Origin of the sequence: Pseudomonas sp. PDM31 (assembly GCF_019218965.1) — a bacterium.
Taxonomy (GTDB): domain Bacteria; phylum Pseudomonadota; class Gammaproteobacteria; order Pseudomonadales; family Pseudomonadaceae; genus Aquipseudomonas.
On the sequence record NZ_JAHUWS010000005.1, the window covers coordinates 1 to 20,494 of the forward strand.

A 20,494-nucleotide genomic window follows, 5' to 3' on the forward strand; every position below is an offset into this window, starting at 1 on the left:
CATCATTTCCATGCTGATCACCCTGTGTTCTCCTGCTCAAAAATTGAGCAGAAGCAGTTGAACACCTGGGTCAGTTTTCAGTCGGCAGAACAGCCTTTACTGGGTCAGTTTTCGGTCAGCGGCAACAAGCATCGGCGATCCCGGCGATTTCAGTAGCGACGAACGAGACGAGATTCTCGCCCATATCAAGGATGAGAACCTCTGGAAGAATCTACCGTTACACATGAGATGCGACGGCAAGCTGGTATCGGCTACCGGGGAACGAACCTACTACACCCCTGACGGAGAATCTCCTGGAGACGCACTGAGCCGCGAGGCAATGCTCATAGCACTCAGTCGCCATCCAGTGGTCGCAGACCAGCAGAAAAAATGGCTCAAACCTTTCAACTACAGCGCCCGGATCGAGATTGCCCTCTCCACTGCTGAGCCTTTCAAGCACTGGCGGGTGATCTTAGACGCCTTGGTGCATCTTGTAGGTAATCCAGTTCCTAACGAGCTTTACTGCGTAGCTTGGTTGCCAACCCGGCAGGGAACTCCGGTCAAGCCAGAGGACGTGATTGACATCCCGCACATCCAGGAAGAGGTGCAGCGGCTAGTTGTCGCGCACAGGGCCCAATATGGACAGTGTTTCGCAGCAGAAGCCGACCTTTTACCAGAACTACTTGAGCAGCCTGGCTTTGATCGGCTGAGGGATCTTGCTATCGCCAATGATGAAGACGGGCTCGCGCGATTGGCGTTACTACTTGAGGACTTGCCTGAGTATCACATCGGCACATGGTCTGGAGAACCTGGCAAGGAGATGGTCGCACTGCTCCGCAAATGCGAGCTGCTTCCGGGCTGGCGACTGTTACACCAGGCTGCTCAGCTACCACTTAATGCGCCGGCGGCGTGGAAGCACTTGCGGCAGGGCATCGCCCACCCTTTGACTCCTGAGCGGCTGTTTACGGTGTTAAACTGGTTCACGACCCAATCCGATCATTGGGATGTCCTAAAGGCCACGTACGACCAATACTTATGCCAATACATCACCCCTCCCGACAACGCCTCCAGCATTCTTAAAGGGCTGCACCTAGCTAACCAGAACAAAGAGTGGCGTCAGGCAAATGACTTGTGCACCGGTGCTCACGGAGTGGACGCAGCATTTCTGTTGGACAAGCAACAAGCGCAAATTCTCAGCGCCATCGTGCTTCAGGCAACCCGCCCCACCAGCGAGTCCGCCCCCCCCGGAGGTGCTAGTGCCAGGTTCAAGCTGGCACGAAACGCAACTCCAAATGTGCTGAAGAGCTTCTTTCAGCCCTGGGACAGCTGTTTGGTGACCATCCCCATGCTCGGCGCCCTGGTAAGTCTACTAGGCGGAAGTACACGTGAGTTGGCGGAATCCTGGCTACACCCCCATAGCTTTGACTGGTTAAAGCAGCAACTGCCTTGGCGAGATCCGGGGGCCGACGATACAGGCCGACTGGAATGGATGGGGGGCCGAACGATTGACCAGGCCCTGGAGCTCATCAAGGCGGCAGTTCGGGTGGTCAACGATACGCATGTCCACGTTCTCAATCTGCTGGGTGAGCCTCAACGTGTACCGTTGAACACGCAGCCGCTCAATCTGCTGGCAGGTCCCCTGAATTGGTGTGGGGGATTCGGCGTCGAGATTCCCCTTCGTCGCATTGATCCAGCCCGTCACACTCCCGAGGAGCTCGAGGACCTCCTTCGCGGAACAACAGAGTGCCTTTATAGCGACCTCTATAATCAACGCCCAGCGAGTCTGGACCCGCTGTGGACAGAGTTGAATCGCACAGACCAACTCGAAATTGGAGTCGCACGCCGGCTGATTTTAGACTCCGCACCCTTCTATTTGAGGCAGTTGCCGGTAGACAACGAAGCGCTCAAAAAGGCACTACGCGCCTGTGATAATGAACGCAGGAAGGTGGCCGAAGCGGAAGCGGATCAGAGGGATGCACCCGAAACCCGTGCGGCTCTGCGTAAGGCACTGGAGTCGCTGGCGGAACTCATCGACCAGGATAGGGAGATACAGACCACAGTTTTGCGTGGGGTTCGGAGCAAGCTCATGGATTATCAGTACGATCCGACGAGCATTCCCTTCGAATTGTTCCAAAATGCCGATGCCGCAGTCGTAGAGCTCGGGCAAATCGAGGCATTTCCCGACGAAGGCATTGAGGTCCGAGACGCCTCCCGACGACTGGTAGTTGAAGCAGAGGGCGACTCGCTCCGTTTCCTTCACTGGGGGCGCCTCGTTAATGCTCGGGGCCCTGTGGATTTCGATGGCGAGGCTCGCGGCTATGGCCATGACTTGGAGAAGATGCTGATCCTGTCGGCCTCGGATAAGCAAGAATCCCAAAACGTTACCGGCAAGTTCGGGCTGGGCTTCAAGAGCGTACTACTGGCCTGCGACCGGCCGCGCATTGTCAGCGGCAGAATCTCGTTAGAAGTAGTTGCTGGTATCCTCCCTCAGTCTTGGAAGGCTTCCAGTTCCGCCCGCGAATTCCTGGACCGGCACAGCCTCGAGCGACGGTTGCCTGGTACCCTAATTGAGCTGCCGCTGGTTCCAAATACGCAGCCAGACAAAATCCTGCAACGCTTCAGCCGGCTTGCCGGCCTCCTTTGCGTGTTCGGCCGTGCCATCCGGTTTATCTCTCTTAATAGAGCAGAAAGGGAAGAGTTCGATTGGACCCCGGATGAGGTTGTCCCTGGGTTGGAGTGCGGTCGGCTTGCAGTGACTGACAAAGCATGGGGCTTGGATACGGACGCCCTTTGCCTGCGTAGTACATACGGCAGCATGTTACTGGCCCTCGGTCCCGACGGCTGCAGGCCGCTGCCCGAGGATCTTCCAGCTCTCTGGGTAACGGCCCCCACGCACGAGCAAGCCCACCTGGGATTCGCGGTCAATGGCGCCTTTTCCCTAGACGCCGGTCGGGGGCGGCTCGCCGGCAACAGCGACAGCAACCTGAGCCTCGCGACAAACATCGGGCTTCAAGCGGGGGAGGCCCTGAGCAGGCTCTTTGTCGAAACGAGGGCGAATTGGCCGGCGATGCGCGAGCGGTTGCGCCTGACGGCGGATCTCACCGAACATGATTTTTGGCTCAGCCTCTGGGGACTGCTAACTCGAGGCTGGCTAAATCGGGCCCACGATGCGGCGGGCGAGTTGGCCCGCGCCGCCGCCTTAGGGTTGCTGAAACGCCTCAGTGATATGCCAGAGGCAATCCCAACCGGGCTTCCCATTCCAGCCCAAAGGCTTGTTTCGGCCCAGGATATCCAATATGAGTTGGCGGACGATCTGGCCACATCCGAAGCGCTGACAGTCTTGTTCAGCTGGAATCGTTTCAACCAAAGTTATCTCTCCGTCGGATTGGTATCACGGGAAGTCGGCGCCATCCTCAAGCACGGGGCGATGGCCAAGCCGGCGACTTTAGGGATAATGGCGCTTCTCGACCTGTTTGATCCGCCTCGCGTTGAGCCAGAGGATGCTCGAGTGCTGGGGCGCATCATTTCGCGGGATTCGATCGCATCCCAGTCAGACAACAGAAAGTTGAGGGAGCAACTGCAAAAACTTCAGTTCCGCACCCAGGCCGGCAGTTGGGCAGAAATTGGGCGCCTGCTCGCCAACGATGACAACTTCATCGAAAATGAGGAGTCACTGCGCCACAGTCTCGCGCCATTGCAACTACGCCTGCATGAAGACTACTACTCAGGCGATGACGATGCCCACGCGGTAGAGTTCTTCTTACTTTGCCGCGTGCGCATGGAGGCGCCAGTTGAGGAAGTGGCGAAGTGGATTCTGTCATCTGAAAATGAGGAGGCAAGAAAAGCCGCAGTGTGCTACCTCTGCAAAGGCAGTCTTCGACTCGACGTTAGTTGGAAAGTACGCGGCCAGGGCTGGTTGGCCGAAGTGCTAAATGACGAGACACTGGTGGGAGCTTTGCAGCAGGACGAGCTCAGCGAGCTGAAGCGACTCCTTGCCACTGATAAACAGATCGATCATGCCTTCATAATCGATAGAAATGAGTACGGGAGAACGTTTCGCTCTCCCATGGGACTGCCTACTGCTTTGGCCCGGATACACGAATGGTGGTCCTCCCCAGAAGGGGCGGCCTACGGAAAAGAATATCGTGAGAGCCTATATCCCCGTGGCACCGTTGATCTTCGAGAAGATCCAGAAACTGGGCAATTCGACCGTTCCTCTTGGATGACGCTTTTTGCTATCGGGGCTTTTCAGAGCATCGGCCAAACTACTGAAAATCAGAATCGCGGGTTTATTGAACACTGCCAGCGACGCGGTTGGTGGAAAGTTATTGTGGAGAAGAACCCGAAAGAGAAGCCAGACGACTGGATGCAGATCATCGCGGAATACGTTGAGAGCCAGCATGACGATGAGAAGTGGCTCCTTTGGATCGGTCAATTCCCGAAGCTATATCGACTCGCTCGTTGGCTGGACGATTATATTGAATTATTCAAATCAGTAGACAAGTACGCCAAGCCCTTCTCGCTAGAGCAACTACGGACACCGAGGACGAATTCCATACATCAAGGCGGCGGCATCGACGCCCCGCCTATCAATCGCACCTTGAATCTCGGTGCTCACTTGGTGGTGCGTGAGCTGCTCCACCATAAGGTCATTCGCAACCCCGTTGCTATCCCTCATGCTTACGCGCCGATTGAGCGCACCAGGAATCTATTCGAGTCTTTCGGACATCAGATCGTTTCATCGGAAGAAATCTACAAACTCCTGCGAGAGCACCTTGGAGTCGAGAAGGCCACTTTCGACAACTCCTATGACATCCCTCTGCGCATAGTCGCCGGGGACGGTGATCTGCAATCCCAGCTGTTCGGTTAAGACGGAGCACGAAGCCCACTATGTTCTCGAAAGACCAGCAGGTTCATCATCCTCGCTTCGGCACAGGCAGCGTAATTTTGGACCTGGGCGAGACGGTCATCGTCCGTTTCGGCGACCGCATTGAGTCTTGTGAGGCTGCGCTCCTCACACGCCGCATCGGACTGGTTGAGGCAGTCCGCATGGGGCAGTGGTCTCCTTCGCTCGACGTCGTGCTCAGGGCCCAGGCTGCAGCCATCCGATCGTTGAATGACTCTTGGGGGGTGTTCTCCCGCTCGCGCATAGACCTGCTGCCCCATCAGCTTTGGGTCTGCCACCGGGCGCTGCGGCAATGGCCAATCCGCCTGCTGATTGCCGACGATGTGGGCTTGGGCAAAACGATTGAGGCAGGACTAATACTCTGGCCCTTGCTCGCCAGCGGCCAAGTGAGGCGCCTACTAATCCTGACGCCGGCTTCCTTGGTAGAGCAATGGCAATACCGACTACGCACCATGTTCGATATCCGGTTGGGCATGTACCGCCCGGAGGTCGACACCCCCAGAGCCGACTTCTGGAGCACCCACAACCAGATTGTCGCTTCACTGCCTACCCTGCGCAGCGACCGTAAGGGCCGCCACGAGCGGCTGCTAGATGCGCCACGCTGGGACATGTTGATCGTCGACGAAGCTCATCACCTCAATGCCGACGAACAGACCGGCAAGACACTGGGCTACCAACTGGTGGAAAAACTGGTCGCGGAAGACAAGGTCGAGTCCTGCCTGTTCTTCAGTGGCACGCCCCATAGGGGCAAGCCTTATGGCTTCTGGTCACTTATGGCGCTGCTACGCCCTGATGCATTCAGCCCTCTGCGGCAAGAGAAGGAACAATTGCCGCTGCTGCGCCAAGTACTCATACGCAACCTAAAGCAAAAGGTTACAGACATGGCGGGCAAGCGCCTGTTTCAGCCAGTGACACAACACCCCGAAACTTATAGCTATTGCGAGAAAGAGGAAGCGTTCTATCAGCTTCTGACCCGATTCATCTTAGCCGGCAATGCTTATGCTTCAGGGCTGGACAAGGCCGGCCGCAATCAGGTCACACTGGTACTGATAGCAATGCAGAAAATAGCCTCCAGCTCGGTGGCGGCGATCCGCGCTGCCCTGCGCACACGGTTGGTACGTATTCGGAAGGACATTGCGAAAATGCGTGCCGAGCAAGTCGGCTTCACGCGGGTAGACGAGGAGGAGGACGCGGACCTGTTGAAGGCCTTCGATGAGTGGATGAGCCAGGCCAAGTTCAAACTCATGGAGGACGAGATTCCCCACCTAGAGAAACTGCTTGAAGCAGCAACCGCCATCGTTGATGAGAGCAAAATCCTGCGAATCGGAGCGATCATCGAGGAGAAATTTCCGGGGCGATCAATCCTTTTGTTTAGCGAATATAAAGCCACTCAAGCCCTGATGGTCTCCACCCTGATGGCACGCTTTGGAGAGAGTTCCGTGGGTTTCATCAATGGTGATGATCGGCTGGAGGGAGTACGCCTGCCGTCGGGACAAGAAGTGACCCGGACGGCCAGCCGTGAGGAAACCGCTGAATCCTTCAACGATGGGCGCATCCGCTTCCTGGTTTCCACTGAAGCCGCGGGAGAAGGCATTGACCTTCAGATGCAGTGCCACACGCTGATCCATATCGACTTACCCTGGAATCCGATGAGACTGCACCAGCGGGCGGGCAGGCTCAACCGCTATGGCCAGCACCATCCTGTGGAAGTCGTGACAATCCGTAATCCAGGAACAGTGGAGGCGCGGATCTGGGGCAAACTGGAGCAAAAGCTCACGCACATAATGGAAGCCCTGGGGCACGCTATGGACGAGCCGGAGGATTTGATGCAGATGGTTCTAGGTATGGCGGGACCGCGTTTCTTCAATGAACTGTTCTCGGAGGGACAACAAGTCAATGCCGATAGGTTCGCGGACTGGTTTGATGAGAAGACTCGCAGCCTTGGAGGACGTTCGGCGATCTCCACCGTCACGGACCTGGTAGGGCACTGCCAAAGTTTCGATCTCTCTCAGCTCGATGATGTACCCAAAAAGGATCTTCCGGATCTGATCCCCTTCTTTCATGGAATGCTGGTGCGCAATCGTCGGCGACCCGATCGGGAAGATGGGGTATTCAGCTTTATCACCCCCGATGCGTGGCAGACATCGCCAGGTGTCCGCTCCCGCTATGAAGGACTGATCTTTCACCGGAATCCCCGTGATGGTGACGAAGCGAAAAAGATTGTCGGCGTCGGGCATCAAGCCTTCGATCAAGCCCTCGCTCAGGCTATAGAGTGGGAAGCTGCTTTGGCCTTAATTGATGAGGGACGCGCGCCGCTAGCACTCTTCCGGTTTCAGGATGCGGTCACTAGCCAGACCGGGCAGGTGCGTCAGGTCGTAGCGGGCGTCACGGCCAACAGCAACGGAATCCTGCGCTTGGTGCGGGATGAGGAGGTGCTGGAGATATTGAATGGATTGAAATCGTCGTCAGGCGAACTACAACTCGATTCGATCGCCATTGCGCCTGAAACAATAGAGCTATGGTTGAATCAGGCTCGGCAACATGCCATCGCTGCCGCCGAAACACTTAACCTGCCATTTCGCAAGCCATTACTCACCGACCTGATCCTGCTATGGCCTGTGGCATGCGAGTTGTAGAACGTAATGGCCGATAGAAAAAGAACTGAGGAGGGGTAATCCCACCATTTTTAGTGTTTGCCAGAAGTAGAGCTCAGACAGCGAGTGCCAACTTCTGTTTTGGGGTGATGTTTCTCTGTATGCGGCCAGCACACCTTCCTGATTCCATCGCCTTTGGCGTCGGGGTGAGGTGTGTTGGCCAGACGGTTACCTTACACAATCAATTATTTTTTGTAGTGATCCAGCGTTTGTACTTAGCTTCGGCTGCAGCCAAAGCCATGGCTGCCATCCACAAAGACCTTGGTAGCCGACTTGCAGAGATAACTTGTTCGGTGGAAGAACACAGCCTGCCCAACCAAGTCGTCACGATGTAAGTGGTAGTAAGGATTACTCGGGATTTCGACCAAGCCGCTGACAGTCTCTACAGATAGACCCAAGGAGCTGGCCCAGGCCTCCACCAGACGGTTGAACATATTGTCCCTTCCGGGCTCAAACTTGCCCAGCGCGTTGAAGGCATCGTAGTTCAATAAAATGGCTAGATGGTGGTGCGGCTTGCCGTGCTGGCCTTGCTCTCGCGCCCAGACGTATCGGACCTTGCTGTCGTGGGCATAGGGATTGGATTGGCGAGCAATGTTGCGGTTATGTCGGATCTTAGCTTTAAAGGATTCGATGAAACGCTCAATGACCTGATTCGTGTATGCGTACTCAGGTAGCTGAACCCCCACAGGCAGTCGTAGATCGACTCGGAAGGCAAACACTCGCGGATATTGAGCAAACGCACACTGCATCGTCTGTTGGAGGCGATTCAGGTACTGCTGAATGAACGGACCTTTGTCCTCTTGAACAGGCCAGTTCTGAAAGCTGCTGTCGCTGTGAAGGATCAGGTTGGTGTTGTCAGGGTGACGGATCATGTAGGTACTCCAGTGCTTAGGTTCATACCTTCAGCATGGGTAGTACTTATTTACCGACGGTCCTGCGCTGCTTCTTTGCAATCAGGCCTCAATGGGCCTAATTCATTATCTAGACTCACTGGATGGATCTTTGATCTTTGGTAGATGAGGTACTTAGAGGCATAATACCAATACCGAAAATTAATCTACTGCTTCACAGAGATAAATACCCGCAGATAGCTACTTAAAGTAGTTAGAATCAAGGAATTTATTACTCTGGGAAAATATCATCTTGATCAAAAGAGATCGTCGCTTTTTAATTCATTCAATCAATACAGCGTCCCCCATAACCTCGTTCAGTAAGCGTCCAACCAATACAAATTCCGAACTCCAGCATTAAGGGCGATGGTGTCCGCGTATTTTTAAGCTGACGCGATCGCCCTTAATGTCAGGATTTCCATGCGCCAACGAAGCTCTTACCTCAAACCGTTCAAAGCCCAAGTTGTTCAGGAGTGCCTGCAACCTGGTGCGACCATCTCCAGCGTTGCCATCACTCACGGCATCAACGCCAACGTCATTCGCAAGTGGCTGCCGCTTTACCGGGATCAGTCAGCAGCGGCGCTGCCGGCGCTTGTTCCTTTGAGGGCTTCGCCTAAACGGCCGGCTGAGGCGTTGGCGATCATTGAACTGTCCGTTGGTGAGCAATCAATCACGGTGAAATGGGTGCCAGCCTAGCTTACGCAAGGTGACTTCGGCAGACGCTTACCCTCATTTGGATGCCTCGTCGTTATGTTATCGCTGACGCGGCCATGGCGTTTTTTCAACTACCGCTTTTGCCAATAGCGGACCGCCGAAATGGTCCACCGATCGACCAGCTTGGACTAAGCTCAATCATTCGAAGCGAAGTCGTTCGAACGGTTGACTCAAGCAAAAATCGGGTGCTGGTGGCGATAAACCCAAGGCATTGACGAGGCTAAAAAACGGCATCATTGAGACATTCAGCGAGGGATACGAAGTGATTCAAGGCGCACGTGTAATGCCTGTTCAGCATTTAACTATTCGGGTGCCTTGGCACGACTCCGGCTGGAAGGGGACTTTCTGCCAAGGTTGCACCGCTAACACCAGTTGTACAGTGCTTCCGCGTATCGCGACCAGTCGCGACGACGCATTTGAAATGCTGCATGCTGGCGAAAGCTTTGAGTCGCTAGATCGTTCCCAGCATCCGCCATGCGCTGATGAGCATGGCGCCTTCATGGCGAAGTTCCCGCTATCGATGCAAAAGAAGCATCCCTACGCGGAAAGTGCTAAGACCACGCACGGGCACTTCGCCGACACCCCATACACGATCCGCCCGTTCTCGGCCGCAGGAATCCCGTTTCGTTGGATGTTGCGCGAGCAGGTGGAAGGGAACAAAAAGTGGGGCGTTCCCAGCCTGAAGGAGAACCTACAGCTCGGCTACCAGGCGGAACGTGAACCGGATCTCACTGCAAATGAAGGCTGGGGAAAGGACAAGAAAACCTGGGTTCAGGAGGGCACGAACCAGCGCATCATCCTCGACACTTTTTTCAGCGTGGCCAAGCCAAATGAGTCGCTGGTGTTCTTCTATGCCAAGCGCACGCCATTGGTCGAGGATACTCGCCGCGTGATCATTGGAGTGGGGCGCGTCAAGTCAGTGAGTGCTCCCATTGAGTATCACTACTCAGACGGCCAGAAGCCAAAAGACAACATCAGTGGTTACCTCTGGGAGCGGAACATCGAGCATTCGATCCGCCCGAAGGACTCGGACGGCTTTTTGCTGCCATACCAGCAGATTCTGGAGGCTGCGGAGATAGACGACACCATAGACCTTACAGCGTGCACTGCATTCGCGCCGGATGAGTACTTTAGTAGCTACTCCTACGGCACCGAACATCTGGCACACGACGGTGCCATTTCATCGCTGCTGGCCATCGAGAAAGCCATCAAGACGATGCGCCTGCACTTGGCAGACGAGCCATGGGACAAGCATCTGGCGTGGATCGATGCGGAGCTGAACCGGCTCTGGGAAGTACGTGGTGCCTTCCCAGGGTTGGGTGCAGCCCTGAACGCATTCGGATTTCCACATGGCAACTTGCTAGCTTGGTACCTGGCGATTCAGGGCGATGAGAAGTTTGACCCTTGGTTTGCCCTGGCAGCTGCGCTCAAGAAACCAGAGGGGCTGCCCGCTTACCTGCGCGATGGCATCGGCGACACCCTCCGAAAGAAGTGGGAGAAGCTGCCGCCCGAGCGGCGCGCGCTATTGATGCTGCTCGCGCGGTTCAATCTGGCCGATGCTCAAGCCTTGCGCTGGTATCAGCCGACGGAACGTACGAAGGCCGGGATCAATCTGAGCGATGCAGCAATCCTGGCTAATCCCTACTTGATCTACGAGGAAGACCGGTTACAGGCCGATCCGGTGGCCTTTGAGATCGCAGATCGTGGCATCTTCCCCCCCGAGTCGATACGTACGGTATCCCCACTTCCAGCACCAAGTCTCGTGCGCGAAGCCATCGATGAGCGACGGGTACGCGCGTTGATGCTCCTGACGCTGGAAGAGGCCGCTCGAACCGAGGGTCATACCTATCTCATGGCAACGTGGGTGGTTCAACGGATTCGCGATCGTACGCTGCAGCCCGACTGTCCGCTGGACATGGACACGCTTTCGATCATGGAAGACTGTCTGGCACCCAAGATTGAAAACATCCCGGCCAAAGACGACCTCCAGGCATTCCAGTTGGATCGCTACGTCGAGACCTCAACACTGATCAGGTCCAAGATCAGCAAGCGCAAGTCCCGCAGAGCCAACATTGGGGAGCACAACTGGGCAGCACTGGTCGACACGGCTATTGATTCGACGGAGGACAAGGGTGCCCCCAAGTCGAAACCGAGCAAGCGCGACCTCGCAGCCCGCAAGGAAAAGTCGGCAGCCCTGGAGGTACTCTACAAGGCCGGTGTCTCGGTGCTCATGGGCGCCGCTGGCACAGGAAAAAGCACTTTGCTCAAGGCACTGTGCAGTATTGAAAGTGTGAAGAACAATGGGATCCTGCTGCTCGCACCCACAGGTAAGGCTCGCGTGAGACTGGAACAGACGAGCGGCATGACCGGCCAAGGAAAGACGGTCGCACAGTTCTTGAATGGATTGGACCGATACGACGGAAAGACAGGACGATACTTCGTCAATAAGGATGCCGACCGCTCGGCCATGCATGCCACAGTCATCATTGATGAATGCTCCATGCTAACCGAGGAGCAGCTTGCGGCACTGCTTGATGCGATCGAGAGCGTGGATAGGCTGATTTTGGTGGGTGACCCGAAGCAACTACCGCCGATCGGTGCAGGCCGGCCCTACGTAGACATCGTCAATTTATTGATGCCAGCTAACATCGACAGCCTGCGAACCCGCGTTGCGGGCTGCTTCGCGGAACTGACCGTTACGATGCGCCAAGGTGCTGAGGAAAGCGTTGTTCGCGACGATGTGCTACTTGCTCATGCCTTCAGCGGCCGGCCACTAGATGCGGGGGCCGACGAGATCTGGCAGACCGTGGCGTCTGGGAAGTCGAACTTCGTTAAGCTGGTCCGATGGAACAGGCCAGATCAGCTCCACCAGCTGCTGCTCGATGAGTTGAAAACTGAGTTGAAGTTGCAGTCTATCACTGATGAAGTGACCTTCGAGAAGTCCCTGGGCGGCGTATATTCCGAGTACGACGGTGGCTCAACCATGTTCTTCAATACCCAGTACAAGGATCGCTCAGGAGCGTCCAAGAAGGCTGAGGCGTGGCAAATCCTTTCGCCGATCAAGCAGCATCAAGCTGGTGTCACTGCCATCAACCGCGCCCTGCAGCAGCAGTTCAGGAAGTCCTTCCTTAAGATGGCTGCGCAAACGGGCTGGACGAAGAAGATCCCAAGCCCTGCGGGCCCAGAGGGAATCATCTATGGCGACAAGGTCATCAATGTCATCAACAAGAGCGGGCGTGAGACCTACCCCGATAAGGATGACGCCTACGTTGCGAACGGAGACATAGGCATCGTGACCGGCCACCGCAAGACCAAGGCAAAAAGCTGGTCGCCCTACGAAGTCGAAGTTGAGTTGGCTTCACAGCCCGGAATTTCCTACAAATACAAGCCTTGGGAGTTCGACTCGCAGGAAAGTGCTCCGCCTCTTGAACTAGCCTATGCCCTGACCGTGCATAAGACGCAGGGAAGCGAGTTCGGCAAGACCTTCGTGGTGATTCCCAACCCCTGCCGCAACCTAACACGCGAGATGCTCTACACCGCTCTGACGCGCCAGAGGGACAAGATCATAATCCTGCATCAAGGCGACTTCAGAGACTTAATGCACTTCAGCCAAGAGGCTGCATCGGAAATCAACAGGCGGATGACGAACCTCTTCTCTCCGTCTGCGCCAGTAGAAATCAAGGTACGAAACAAGTCGGTTTTCCTAGATGAGAGGCTGATCTACCTCACGGAGAACGGTGACCTGGTCCGCTCAAAGTCTGAATGGATCATTGCCGACAAGCTAAAGGCTGCTGGCATCGAATACCAGTATGAACAGCCACTCATTCTGGATGGCGTTGAACGCCTCCCTGACTTCACGATTCGAGACGAAGACGCCGGTACTGTCTGGTATTGGGAGCACAACGGAATGCTTTCGGATGACGATTACAAGAAGCGTTGGGAGCGCAAGGAAGCTGCCTACCGCAAGGCGCAAATTCTTCCTTTGCCTCTGCCTGAAAATGACGATGGAAGGATTGGGACTCTACTGGTAACCGAGGAACACGAAGGTGTGGGACTGGACCTGAAAGCGATTCACGCCAACATCCAACTCATACTAGGGCGGGACTGATTGACCTCCCGCGACGAGGTTTCCATCCTAGATGTCGTTGGGTCATGACAAAAGTCAAACGGTGAGGACACCTGACCTCTGAGGTCGCTCTTGCTGCAGAGCGGCCGTCGGGAACACCGTACTGAAGGCAGCAAAGGATTGTTGTCTGCCGGTCATGGCCACGAAGAGGCAGGTGGGCTCTGATCCCTGATGCGCAGCACTGTGGTGGTGGAGCAGATAGCGTGCCGAGCAGTCGCACGGAATACCGAGACATGCAGAGAGCAAATTCAAAACGCGCTTGTGTATTGGTGGACTCATTGAGCTGACACGTCAGCGATGCTCTCTCAATTTCCAGCTCCTGGTCCACGGCTAACACCTGGAAGACATCGATTTTCCGCCTGATTTCAACTTATTGCCATTTAGAATCCCATTCAAAAAAATTTCAGACCTATATCACCTCTGTGAACGCTCACCGCACCAACTGCGGTAGGTATTTCGCGTGCCTGCTTTTGGCTCAGCACACTCATCACTTGAGAGGATCTGCGTATGTATAGCCCTTGCCCAAGCTGTAACTCTGGACGCGTCGTCACGAAAAAAATCGGTAAGCAAACAGGTGGTTTGATTGGTGCCGCAGGCAGTGCGGCCAGTGGTGCCGCCGGAGCCCTGTCGGGCGCTGAAGTTGGTGCGGTGCTTGGAGTGGTCGGCGGGCCAATAGGCATCGCTATTGGCCGTAATGCTGGTGCTCTTCTCGGGGGGCTGTTTGGCGGAGTGGCTGGCGGGATAGCCGGGTCGACGCTGGGCGAACAAATGGATGACAAGGTGATGAATAACTACCCGCTTCGATCCGCAGGCTGTAAAGAAGCAACTGGGCATCGCCGTCTCGCAATGGGATGACTTCATGAATCGAATGCGAATGCTGTCTGAACGCAAGGTTCAATGGCATGAAGCCTTGGGTTTTTTCATGAACGTATTGTGTGATGCCAGCCCCAACAGTCCACTACCAGCAATACTTCCTAACGAGCGGGCGCTGCGCAAAGTGCAAGGCCTGTATGAACGTCAGGGGCGCGGATCAACACTGGTATCGGCTCAAGGAACCGCCTGGGGCTTGCTCAACTCTGTGACCGAATACGTTGATCACGAGCGGCGTGCCCGAAGCACTGAATACCGCATCGACTCGGCCTGGTTTGGCCAAGGGGCTGTCATCAAACAACGCGCCCTGCAGGCAGCAATGCAACTCGCCGCACAGCTCCACTCACTTTCTCAACTATTAAAGCGCCTGGTTAGCTTCTGCTGGCCGGGCGTTTTTATGCCGCACAGGAAAACATCATGAGCACACAAACTCTGCAGCAACCCAGCAGCAAACCCCGCCCTGCCTTACGTCTGGTGGGGACTAAACAACTGCCGCGCGAGGACTGGCTGGCCGTGCGTAAACAAGGCATCGGCAGCTCGGATGCCGCCGCGGCCGTGGGCCTGAACCCTTACAAATCCCAGCTAGAGCTGTGGCTAGAGAAAACCGGGCGTGACATTTCGCTACCCAAGCTCGATCCACAAGATGAAGAAAGCCCGGCTTACTGGGGCAACATTCTGGAGCCTATCGTGGCGGCGCATTACAGCCGGCGCAGTGGTCACCGTGTGCGGCGGGTCAATGCGGTGCTGCAGCATCCTGATCCCAAGCTGACCTGGATGCTGGCCAACATCGACCGTGAGGTGATCGGCGCGTCAGAAGTGCAGATTCTCGAATGCAAAACCGCCGGCATAAATGGCGCACGCCTCTGGAAGGAGGGTGTGCCCGAGTATGTGCAGTTGCAAGTCATGCACCAGCTCGCCGTCACCGGCAAGCAGGCCGCTGATGTGGCGGTACTGCTCGGTGGTCAGCACATGGAGATCCATCGTATCGAACGCGACGAATCACTGATTGCTCGGCTGATCGACTTGGAGCGGCTGTTTTGGGATTACGTGGTCAGTGACACCCCACCACCGGCAGACGGATCTGCCTCGGCGGAACAGGCATTGCGCTGTCTGTATCCACAGGACAGTGGGCAGAACGTGGACTTCAGCCAGGACATACCGCTCTGCACGACCTTTACCGAACTCCAGAACGTGCGCGAGTCGATTGCTCTGCAGGAGAAGCAGGAGGCTCAGCTCAAGCAAACGTTGCAACAGGCCATGGGCGATGCCAGTCGGGCGACCTTCGCAACCGGCAGCATCACTTGGAAGAAAGCCAAAGACAGCGTGGCCCTGGATATCCCCCGTCTACTGAAAGAAAAGCCCTATCTGCAAGTGCGCTACTCGACCACCAAAATCGGCAGTCGGCGTTTTCTGCTGGCCTGAACGCTCGTTCGCTCTCCCCCTTATTTCCATGCCCTTTCTCTCCATCGCCACCCTGGCCGTTTGCGCGGTCTCGGTGGCGTTTTTATTTCAGATACAGGAGAACTCCCATGCTCAAAGGTTTAGCCATCACTCCACCGATTTTGGGCCGAATCTCCATCGGCAAAGTCGTCGAAAAGAACGGAAAACGTCTGCCAGAAAAGGACGATCAGTTCACCATTACTTCGCAGGTACAGAGCCGTGACGGCTGGTTACTGCATCCACTCAATGAAGAGCTGCGCAATGGCCAGGACGGCAAGTTGCGCAGCATTCCGATCCGGCTGCTATTCAACGAGCCCGATCTCAACTTTCGGGCTGACTACAGCCTGTTCGACCGCGCTACCGGACGACCACTCTGCGTCGGCAATGGTGAGACCTGCAAGCGCTTGACCAAGGATGGCATCCAGTCGTTGCCCTGCCCTTCACCGGATGGCTGCTCCCTGGCCCAAGGCAATGCCTGCAAGCCTTACGGCCGGCTGAACGTGGTGATTGGCGAGGACGATCCACTGGGCAGTTTTGTCTTTCGTACCACTGGGTTCAACAGCATTCGCACCCTGGCAGCGCGTCTGCATTACCTGCAAGCCATCTCCGGCGATCGCCTGGCCTGTCTGCCACTGGAGTTGCGTCTACGCGGTAAATCCACCCGGCAGAGCCATGGCACGCCGATCTTCTACGTGGACATCACGGTGCGCAGTGGCTTGAACATGGAAGACGCCTTGCTGGAAGCCAAGCAGTTGGATGAATCCCGACAAGTCTCGGGTTTTGACCAGAGCGCCTTGGATCACGCAGCCCGGCAGGGCTTTAACAATGGGGCCTTTGAAGACAGTGAGGAGGACACCGGGGCCATCGTCGAGGAGTTCTTCCCCGCCAGTGAAGATCAGCCCTGCCCTGTAGAGCCCCAGGCCCAACTGGCACCGCCTGCCAAATCCTCACTCGGCCAAAAGCTGGAGTCGCAAGCCACGCGGCACAACAGCAGGCCCTCGGCCCAGTAATGCCCTTCTCAACCTATCCAGCGTGCTCCCTCATTCGTACAGGAATACCGTCATGAAGTATCACAAACTCAAAGCCGGTGAAACGACCGGCACCTATGTCATGGAATCCCCCGTCACAGAGGCCGACATCCTGCAGATGGCTCAACAACTGGCGATGAGTCGTCTGTCTAAAGGCCGGGCACTGACTGAGCCGAAGCAGGTCTTTAGCCACCTGCAAACACTGCTTCAGTACCACGAGCACGAAGTCTTTGCTTTGCTACTACTCGACACCAAGCACCGGGTCATTGGCTTTAGGGAGTTGTTCCGAGGCACGCTGGATGGGGCCAGCGTGTACCCGCGGGAAGTGGTCAAGATCGCTCTAGAGCACAACGCCGCGGCCGTAATTATGGTTCACAATCATCCCTCCGGTGACCCGGAACCCAGCCAAGCCGATCGCACGCTCACCGCCACCCTCAAGAACGCCCTGAACATGGTCGGTACCCGGATATTGGATCATGTCGTGGTGGGCCATGAAGGCTGCGTGTCGTTGGCTGAACGAGGTTACCTGTAGTCCTTATGGTCACACCGTCCGATAGACTGCTCTTGTCTGATGCCAGGGCGGTTATCGGCACGGTGAGTGAACACTTATTTTTTTGTCGTGATCCAGCAGTTTTACTTAGCCTCGGCCGTAGCCAAAACGATGGCTGCCATCCACAAAGACCTTGGTAGCCGACTTGCAGAGGTAGTTAGACTGCGTGATATTGCCTTCCTCGATGCTGGTCAGAACGGCTATGCCGGAAACAGGTTGAGACGTTCGATACCACGAAACCGACTATGGCTCAGCGTAAGGTATAATTTCGCCAAATTCATACCAAAGACACCTCATGAAACTTCTCAACACCTACGACGACAAGGACGACGCCGAAGAAGCCGCCGAGAAGCTGACCGGAGACAAGCGTCTGGCCAGCGAACGCGATGCTACCGTCGTCATTTACAACCTGTTCGGCATCCCCAACTGGGGCAATTTTCATCGCTTGGGCATGTACAACCTAGGTGAGTTGAAGTCTCTACTGCATGGTCGCACCACTTGGCAGGCTGCTGAACAGACGCGACATGCCGAGATCATCGCTACGCTACAGATAGTGGCAAAGAATTTCGCGATCGAGGTGCCTGGCCACTGGCTGTAAGTAGGTGCCTCAAGCGCCTTCACGCAAGACAATAAATTGGTTATGCGGACCTTCGGTGCGCAGCTCGATGTGAGAGCTGCCGGATGCCAGAAAGGCTAGCGAGCCTTCGAGGCTGAACGGGAACAGCACAGGCGAGGTTTGTACAGAGCTCAGTGCAAGCGGTTTGCCAAGGCAACGCAAGGCAGCCTCGATCAACCAGGTAACCAGTTGTGGATCATCAACACGGATTGCCGGTCGACGCCGCAGACGCCGCCCTTTCTCAATACGTTCAATGACGCCCCAATTCTCGTGAGTTTGCAGCACCGCTTGCCCAGCACGCCGGGTGATTTCGCGCTCGCCGTAAACTTCATTCATTCGGCGGTGAACCTCCGCAGCTGAGCAGTCATCCTGCAAAGCTGTCAGCCGGCCCACCTGTTCGGCGAGTTTGGCAAAGAATGGATAGCTGGCCAGCGCCATTCCCCAGGTCAGGGCAACTGCTGATGTAGCTGGAGCTGCATTGAGAATCGCAGCACCACGATCGGCAAAATCGCGCAGTTCCGCCCTAGGGGCAAGCCACAAGCCGTTCAGCTTGGTTTGGGTTTTACCCAGAGCTTCTTTTCCCAGGTTCTCACTGGCTAGGAGAGCATTTAACTCATCAAGGCTGGTCAAGCCAGCACGGGCCTTTAAGGCGGTCGCCGCCCATTCGAGCTTGATATAGCGATCAAAACCAATGTGAGGTAAAGATGTGGTCATGGAGCTCAACTTGCGCGAGATATTTTTACAAAGGGCACGATCAACTCCTCCACCGAAATGCCGCCGTGAACAACCAACTGCTCCCCCTTAGTAACAAATGCGGTGCGCTCAGCAGCAAACACAGGCAGGAAGCTTTCTGGCAGGCCAGGTATTTTAAGCTCAACTGCAGTCGGACAGGTGACTAATGCCTGGTCACGAAGAATTTCATTACGATAAGCACGCGCCCGTTCGCCACGCAGGTCAGGCAAGGCACCTTCATTGATGCGACCGGCACCCACCGCTTCGACATTACCGTGATCCGCTGTCAGGTAGACATGGTAGCCATGGCTCAACAACAGCTCGAACAGCTGCTCAACAAAGCCAGTCTCACACCAGCTGGTGATCAGACTGGCGATACCGCGCTTGCCCAGCACTGCACCATGCACGATCTCATCCACGGTATCGATCACCAACCCTGCCACCTTGATTGCAGAGTTTGAGAGCTTGTCAGCCAGCCCCGGTAAGTCGTCCACACGCTTGATGCTCTTGCGATACAGCACCTCGTTGGCGCGCAGGTTTTCCCCTTGCCAGAAAGCAGACCAGAGCACCGGCTCTTTACTAGTATGCTCAATCGACCCTTCAAATTCACGAGGGCGCAATCCGGAGAACAGCGCCTGACGCGACACTGAAGTCAGCGTCGGAAGCCAGGCAAAGGTGGTGCTCTCGTCATAGCTCAATGCGGGCGCGTACTTGGTTAGGTGCTCACGAATATGCACCCACTGATCGACAGACAAACCATCGAATACCAACAACGCCACACGTACTTCGCCATTATTGCGGCACCTGGCCAGGTAATGTGGAACATGGTGAACCATCACCGGTCCTTTCACCGCAGGCAAAGACGGTAAGTCAGCGTAGTGCTGTTTTACCCAAGCCAGTAACCTCTCGTCGATCAGCTGCTGGAGCGCCACGATCTGATTGTGTATGCCATTGGCCCGCTCAGTTTCCAGTCGATGGAAACGAGCCAGTAGCTCGCCGAAGCGCCGCGTAAACTGGCTCCAATCTCTGTAGCTCGCATCCAGCGCCGGTAGGGTTGCTTCCAGGCTTTTCATGCCCTCAACAATCAGGTTACGCATGGCAAAAGGATCTTCCACCACCCCAACTCGGGCCCACGCAGGGATTCCGCTAGCGCCACCACTGATCTCCAATGGATGCAGTGCACCATCCAAAAACAGCGAGTCGATCACTGCCCGTATCTGTGGGCGGTCAAAAGGAACATCGATAATTCGCTCATATTGCGCGTGCGGCTCAGCCACACCCTGGCCAATTACCCCCAGACCATGCAGGTAGCAATACCAAGCATCCTGCAATACCCGTAGAAAATAACTGCGCGAACTGAACAGCTCCGCGAGTGGCAAGTGCCGAAACGTCTGCTCTTCAGCCAAAATGTGCACCATATGCCGAACCAGATCTTGCGGAAGCTCGGTTTCGTCATAGTGCAAGCGCAGAAGATTTCCCCACAGATCCTCAGTTTTTGACAGCAAATGGGGATTGATCTTGTAGATATGGGTCAGCAGAAATTCCTTGGTCAAACTCTCCCCATGCATCTGCTTGGCAAACTTGTCCTGGGCAGCAAACAAGGTTTGGCGATGCTCGGGAGCCAACTGACGCACTACGCTGTAGCTGAGCAGTGGAAACAGCTCCGCCAGGCTCAAGCGTACAACCCTAGCCTGATTCAGGTAGTCCCAGGGCAGCTCGCTGCTGTCACCGCGCGCCAGATGCAAGATCAACGCTTTGGCCGGGCCTTGCTCGCCGCGACCCCAAGCCTCGCGGTAACGCGCTTCGAACTCGGCACGGAAGACCACCGAATCCTCGAACGGCAGCAGATCGAAGCCACGCTCACGCAACTCAGCCAGCACCTGCTCATCGAGCAGGACATCATCCGGGTCAGCAGCAACCCAAAGGCGCACCATATCTGCAGGAAACTCTTTGAGAATCCGCTCAATCCATGGGTTCAACGTTGGACTC

The 20,494-nt window shown here is 55.8% G+C and carries 12 protein-coding genes and 2 pseudogenes; 10 read left to right on the plus strand and 4 right to left on the minus strand.

Translation table 11 applies throughout. The annotated features are described in order from the left end of the window. The first annotated feature begins 319 nt into the window (after positions 1–319). Together KW839_RS10990 and KW839_RS10995 are read left to right on the plus strand one after the other, a co-directional pair. Positions 320–4,849, plus strand: coding sequence for a hypothetical protein (locus tag KW839_RS10990; RefSeq protein WP_256352622.1), 4,530 nt, complete (start codon positions 320–322; stop codon positions 4,847–4,849). A 20-nt stretch (positions 4,850–4,869) separates the two neighbouring features. After that, positions 4,870–7,521, plus strand: a complete 2,652-nt coding sequence (locus KW839_RS10995; protein ID WP_218424320.1) for a DEAD/DEAH box helicase — start codon at positions 4,870–4,872, stop codon at positions 7,519–7,521. A gap of 233 nt (positions 7,522–7,754) precedes the next feature. Here KW839_RS10995 and KW839_RS11000 read toward each other — a convergent pair whose 3' ends face one another. Then, complete coding sequence (locus KW839_RS11000; RefSeq protein ID WP_218424321.1) at positions 7,755–8,411, minus strand: inovirus Gp2 family protein; 657 nt, start codon at positions 8,409–8,411, stop codon at positions 7,755–7,757. A gap of 438 nt (positions 8,412–8,849) precedes the next feature. Between KW839_RS11000 and KW839_RS11005 the strand changes: the two genes are divergently transcribed. Both KW839_RS11005 and KW839_RS11010 read left to right on the plus strand, forming a co-directional pair. Beyond that, positions 8,850–9,125, plus strand: coding sequence for a transposase (locus KW839_RS11005; protein ID WP_218424322.1), 276 nt, complete (start codon positions 8,850–8,852; stop codon positions 9,123–9,125). Between the two features lie 301 nt (positions 9,126–9,426). Then, positions 9,427–13,251, plus strand: coding sequence for an AAA family ATPase (locus KW839_RS11010; protein ID WP_256352623.1), 3,825 nt, complete (start codon positions 9,427–9,429; stop codon positions 13,249–13,251). A 152-nt stretch (positions 13,252–13,403) separates the two neighbouring features. On the opposite strand, the pseudogene KW839_RS27630 reads toward KW839_RS11010, so the two are convergent. After that, positions 13,404–13,536, minus strand: a pseudogene (locus KW839_RS27630) (serine recombinase); the annotation flags it as partial. A 240-nt stretch (positions 13,537–13,776) separates the two neighbouring features. Here KW839_RS27630 and KW839_RS11015 point away from each other — a divergent pair. From KW839_RS11015 to KW839_RS11040, 6 genes and pseudogenes are all read left to right on the plus strand, one after another. Further along, positions 13,777–14,124, plus strand: a complete 348-nt coding sequence (locus tag KW839_RS11015; protein ID WP_218424323.1) for a hypothetical protein — start codon at positions 13,777–13,779, stop codon at positions 14,122–14,124. Beyond that, positions 14,060–14,473, plus strand: a pseudogene (locus KW839_RS11020) (DUF932 domain-containing protein); the annotation flags it as partial. The gene KW839_RS11015 and the pseudogene KW839_RS11020, both read left to right, overlap by 65 nt. 83 nt (positions 14,474–14,556) lie before the next feature. After that, the gene (locus KW839_RS11025) at positions 14,557–15,561 is read left to right on the plus strand and encodes a YqaJ viral recombinase family protein (protein WP_218424324.1); all 1,005 of its coding nucleotides are present in this window, start codon (positions 14,557–14,559) and stop codon (positions 15,559–15,561) included. Between the two features lie 107 nt (positions 15,562–15,668). Continuing rightward, positions 15,669–16,589: a hydrolase or metal-binding protein gene (locus KW839_RS11030; RefSeq protein WP_218424325.1), complete on the plus strand. Its 921-nt coding sequence runs from the start codon at positions 15,669–15,671 to the stop codon at positions 16,587–16,589. A gap of 52 nt (positions 16,590–16,641) precedes the next feature. Continuing rightward, positions 16,642–17,139 (plus strand): DNA repair protein RadC, encoded by a 498-nt coding sequence (gene radC, locus KW839_RS11035; protein WP_218424326.1) that lies wholly within the window; start codon positions 16,642–16,644, stop codon positions 17,137–17,139. A gap of 313 nt (positions 17,140–17,452) precedes the next feature. Further along, entirely contained in the window at positions 17,453–17,755 is a 303-nt protein-coding gene (locus tag KW839_RS11040; RefSeq protein ID WP_218424327.1) for a hypothetical protein, read from the plus strand. Between the two features lie 9 nt (positions 17,756–17,764). Here KW839_RS11040 and KW839_RS11045 read toward each other — a convergent pair whose 3' ends face one another. Both KW839_RS11045 and pglZ read right to left on the minus strand, forming a co-directional pair. After that, on the minus strand, positions 17,765–18,487 hold the full coding sequence (locus KW839_RS11045; protein WP_218424328.1) for a hypothetical protein: 723 nt from the start codon (positions 18,485–18,487) through the stop codon (positions 17,765–17,767). A 5-nt stretch (positions 18,488–18,492) separates the two neighbouring features. Next, positions 18,493–20,484: a BREX-3 system phosphatase PglZ gene (gene pglZ / locus KW839_RS11050; protein ID WP_218424329.1), complete on the minus strand. Its 1,992-nt coding sequence runs from the start codon at positions 20,482–20,484 to the stop codon at positions 18,493–18,495. Between the last annotated feature and the right edge of the window lie 10 nt (positions 20,485–20,494).